This window comes from Phenylobacterium sp., assembly GCF_044372605.1.
GTDB lineage: Bacteria > Pseudomonadota > Alphaproteobacteria > Caulobacterales > Caulobacteraceae > Phenylobacterium.
Map to the genome: position 1 here is coordinate 1 of NZ_JBILRO010000295.1, position 3687 is coordinate 3687.

The window sequence follows — 3687 nt, forward strand, 5'->3', positions numbered from 1 at the left end:
AGGCGTCTTCGTATTGATCCGGGGGGATGCCGGGCCCGTTGTCATCGACCTGGATTTCCAGGGCGCCATCCGGGCTGCGATGGGCCGCCACCTCGACCTGGTCGCCATGGGCTGCCGCGTTCATCACCAGATTGGCCAGGGCGCGCTTCAGGGCGTTGGGGCGCACCGTGACCGACAGGTCGGGATCGGCGGCGACCTTGACGTCGGCCCCCAGCCGGGCCGCGCCGTCGCGCACAGCCTCGATCAGGGGGAGGAGCGGGACCAGCCGGGTGTCTTCGCCCCCCTCGCCACGGGCGAAGGCCAGATACTCGTCGATCATATGTTCCATGTCGGCCAGATCGCGCTTCATGTCGGCCGTCCGGTGGGTGGGTTCGGCAAGGGCGAGGGTCAGTTTCAGGCGGGTGAGCGGGGTGCGAAGGTCGTGGCTGACCGAGGCTAGCAGGGCGGTGCGCTGTTCGATGTGGCGCTGGATGCGCCCGCGCATGTCGAGAAAGGCCGTGGCGGCGCGCCGGACTTCCCGGGCACCGTGGGGCTTGAAGGCGGGTGTGTCGGCGCCGCGCCCGAAGGCCTCGGCGGCATTGGCCAGCCGCTCTATGGCGCGGACCTGGTTGCGGATGAACAGGATCGCCACGGTGGTCAGCAGCACGGTCGCCAGGGTCATCCAGAGCACGAAGATGTGGCCCTGGGTGGCGAAGGCCCGCTCACGCGGCGCCAGCACCCGCATGACCCCGCCCTCGACGCCGACGCGGATGTCAACGTAGGCGGGATATCGGGTGGTATCGAACCAGAACGGCGCATCCAGACGGTCGGACAGCGCCCGCTCCAGCGAACGGTCGATGGGCGTGACGAAGGGTTCCAGCAGGGCGGGCGGATCGCGCCGTCGGGCCGGCAAGGCGCGGCCGGGCTGCAGGGCGATGGACAGGCTCATGGACTTCTCGGCGCGCTGCGATAGGCGGACGAAGCTTTCCGGGCGGGGGTCGTCCCGGTAGCTCTCGACGGCCCAGGCGATGTCGCCCGCGAGACCCTCCGACAGCCGCGCCGTGACGGTCTGCCAGTGGGCGTCGAAAAAGACGTAGGTCACCGCGATCTGCATCAGAGCGACAGGCAGCACGATGATCAGCAGAGAGCGCCCGAACAGGGTCGCTGGCACGCTGCGCTTCAGCCAGCGGAGGAAGACGCGCGGGGACGAGGGGGTCCTCATCAGTCCGGGGCCAGCTTGTAACCGATGCCGCGCACGGTCTGGAGGTAGCGTGGCGCCTTGGCGTCGTCCTCGATCTTGCGGCGCAGACGGGTGACCTGCACATCCACCGCGCGACCCGAGGGGTCGACCGAGCCGCGCGCGAGTTCCATGCGGTCGACGGGCTCATGGGGGGTCAAGGCCAGGGTCTGCAGGAGGGTGACCTCGGCCTCGGTCAGACGGACCGGTTCACCGTTGCAGGTCAGCTCGCCGCGGTCGGGATTGAACCGGCAGCGGCCCAGGGACAGGACCCCGCCGGGCTGGGCCTGGTCGCCGGCGCGCCGCAGGATGGCCTCGATGCGCAGCAGCAGTTCCTCCGGCTCGAAGGGCTTGCCAAGGTAGTCGTCGGCGCCGGTTTTCAGGCCCTCGATGCGGTCGCCGGCTTCACCCAGTGCGGTCAGCATGAGCACCGGCGTGCGGCCCGCCTTGCCACGCTGCTGGCGCAGCCAGCGGGTCAGGGAGAAGCCATCCTCGCCGGGCATCATCACGTCGAAGATCGCCAGATCAAAATCCAGGGTGGCCAGCAGCCGTCGGGCAGGATCGCCTCCAGGCGCCCCCGTCACGCGAAAGCCTGCGCGGGTCAGATACTCCTTGAGGAGCTCCCGGATCCGGTCATCGTCGTCGACCACCAGCAGGTGGCGACTCTTCGGCGGCGCATCTGCGAAGTTCATCAGGGGTTTTCGCCCTCCTGTCGTCCAACGCGAATCTGCGCGGGGATTTGGCCAGCGCCAAGCGATAACGCAAACGGCGGTGGAAAGCTGACGCCCGTTCGGACCAATTTGTTTGACGTGACGGTGAGGGAACGGTTCAAGGAACGCTTCTGAAAGGCGGCGCAACCCTCATGACCATCGTTCCCTTTGACGACCGCGACGGATGGATCTGGCTGGATGGCCAGTTTGTGGCCTGGCGCGACGCCAAGGTCCATGTGCTGACCCATGGGCTTCACTATGCCTCCGCCGTGTTCGAGGGCGAGCGCATGTATGGCGGCGAGATCTTCGAGTTGACGGCGCATACGGAGCGGCTGTTCAAGTCGGCGGAGTATCTGGATTTCGAGATCCCCTATTCGGTCGCCGAGATCGATCAGGCGTGCCGGGAAACGTGTGCGAAGAACGGCCTTGTCGACGCCTATGTCCGGCCAATCGCCTGGCGCGGTTCGGAGATGATCGGCGTTTCCGCCCAGGATACGAAGATCCACGTGGCCGTCGCGGTCTGGGACTGGCCGTCCTATTTCTCGCCTGCGGAGCGGGCCAAGGGCATCCGCATGTGCTGGGCCAAGTACAAGCGCCCGTCGCCGGAAACCGAGCCGGTCCACGCCAAGGCCACTGGCCTCTACATGATCTGCACCATCTCCAAGCACGCCGCCGAGAAGAACGGCTACACCGACGCCATGATGCTCGACTACCGCGGCTATGTGGCGGAGAGCACCGGCTCCAACGTGTTCTTCATCCAGGATGGCGTGATCCATACGCCGACGCCCGACTGTTTCCTCAACGGCATCACCCGGCAAACCGTGATCCGGCTGGCGCGTGAGAAGGGCCTGACGGTCGTGGAGCGTCACATCCGCCCGGAGGAGCTGGCAGGGTTCACCGAGTGCTTCGTGGTGGGTACAGCGGCCGAGGTGACGCCGGTGGCCCAGATCGGCGAGTACAGCTTCAAGCCGGACGCCATTTCACTGGGCCTGATGGACGATTACGCCCGGCTGGTGCGGCGCGAGCTGGTGGGGGCCTGAATCCTAGAGCCTGTCCGGTTCAGATGGAATCTTCTGAACCGGATAAACGGGCTCGTTATCAAATGTTTAGAGCACGACGGGCGCTTGGACCGGTATCCAGTTCAAGCTGTCGTGCTCTACGCCAGCAGCGCGTAGGGGCGGGGGTGCGCCTCGCCCCGGCTGAGGTAGACCAACCCGACGATACAGCGGACTGCGTACCAGATGGTGGCAAACGTCAGGATCAGCCAGGCCAGCCCCATGATCGGGAAACCGATCAGAATGATGCTGAGCAGAGCGCCAACGCCAAAGATCACGCCGCCGACGATCATCATCATCAGGCCGCCCCAGAAGGTGCGGATCAGATAGGTGAAATGGGTTTTCATGCCAGGCATCGCCGATGATCGCTGGGTGTAGGCAATAACCAACCCGATGACGGCCGTGATCCCGGTGGCGAAGGCCAGCAGGTAGAGCGCGTAGCAGACCGCCGGCATGGTCTTGTCTTCAATGCGCGTCTCGGTCGAATAGATCTCGGTCACTGGCGTATCCTTTCAGCCCTTGATCCACATGATGTTACGGATCTCCGGACTACGCCAATTAAAGTGGGGTCATGATTGGCCCGGCGCAATCTCAGCGCCCGACGATGATCTCCACGCCGGCGCCTACGGCATCGGGGGCCAGGGCCAGGGGCTTTTCAACGCGGACCCGGGCGCGGCTGACCCTGGGGTCGGCCAGGCACAGATGG

Annotated in this window: 4 protein-coding genes and 1 pseudogene; 1 reads left to right on the forward strand and 4 read right to left on the reverse strand. The window is 65.9% G+C overall.

The window, feature by feature from the left end; genetic code table 11:
- Positions 1-1201: histidine kinase dimerization/phospho-acceptor domain-containing protein (locus tag ACIQ42_RS17065; protein WP_397423434.1), on the reverse strand; the 1201-nt coding region annotated here is incomplete at its 3' end.
- The gene (locus ACIQ42_RS17070; protein ID WP_397423435.1) at positions 1201-1908 is read right to left on the reverse strand and encodes a response regulator; all 708 of its coding nucleotides are present in this window, start codon (positions 1906-1908) and stop codon (positions 1201-1203) included. The genes ACIQ42_RS17070 and ACIQ42_RS17065, both read right to left, overlap by 1 nt.
- 170 nt (positions 1909-2078) lie before the next feature.
- Here ACIQ42_RS17070 and ACIQ42_RS17075 point away from each other — a divergent pair, with 170 nt between their 5' ends.
- Positions 2079-2966 (forward strand): branched-chain amino acid aminotransferase, encoded by an 888-nt coding sequence (locus ACIQ42_RS17075; RefSeq protein WP_397423436.1) that lies wholly within the window; start codon positions 2079-2081, stop codon positions 2964-2966.
- Between the two features lie 116 nt (positions 2967-3082).
- Here ACIQ42_RS17075 and ACIQ42_RS17080 read toward each other — a convergent pair whose 3' ends face one another.
- Positions 3083-3481 carry a DUF4870 family protein gene (locus ACIQ42_RS17080; protein ID WP_397423437.1) on the reverse strand — a complete coding sequence of 133 codons (399 nt, stop codon included), beginning with the start codon at positions 3479-3481 and terminating at the stop codon, positions 3083-3085.
- Positions 3482-3572: 91 nt separating this feature from the next.
- Positions 3573-3687: pseudogene (locus tag ACIQ42_RS17085) on the reverse strand (dihydroneopterin aldolase); the annotation flags it as partial.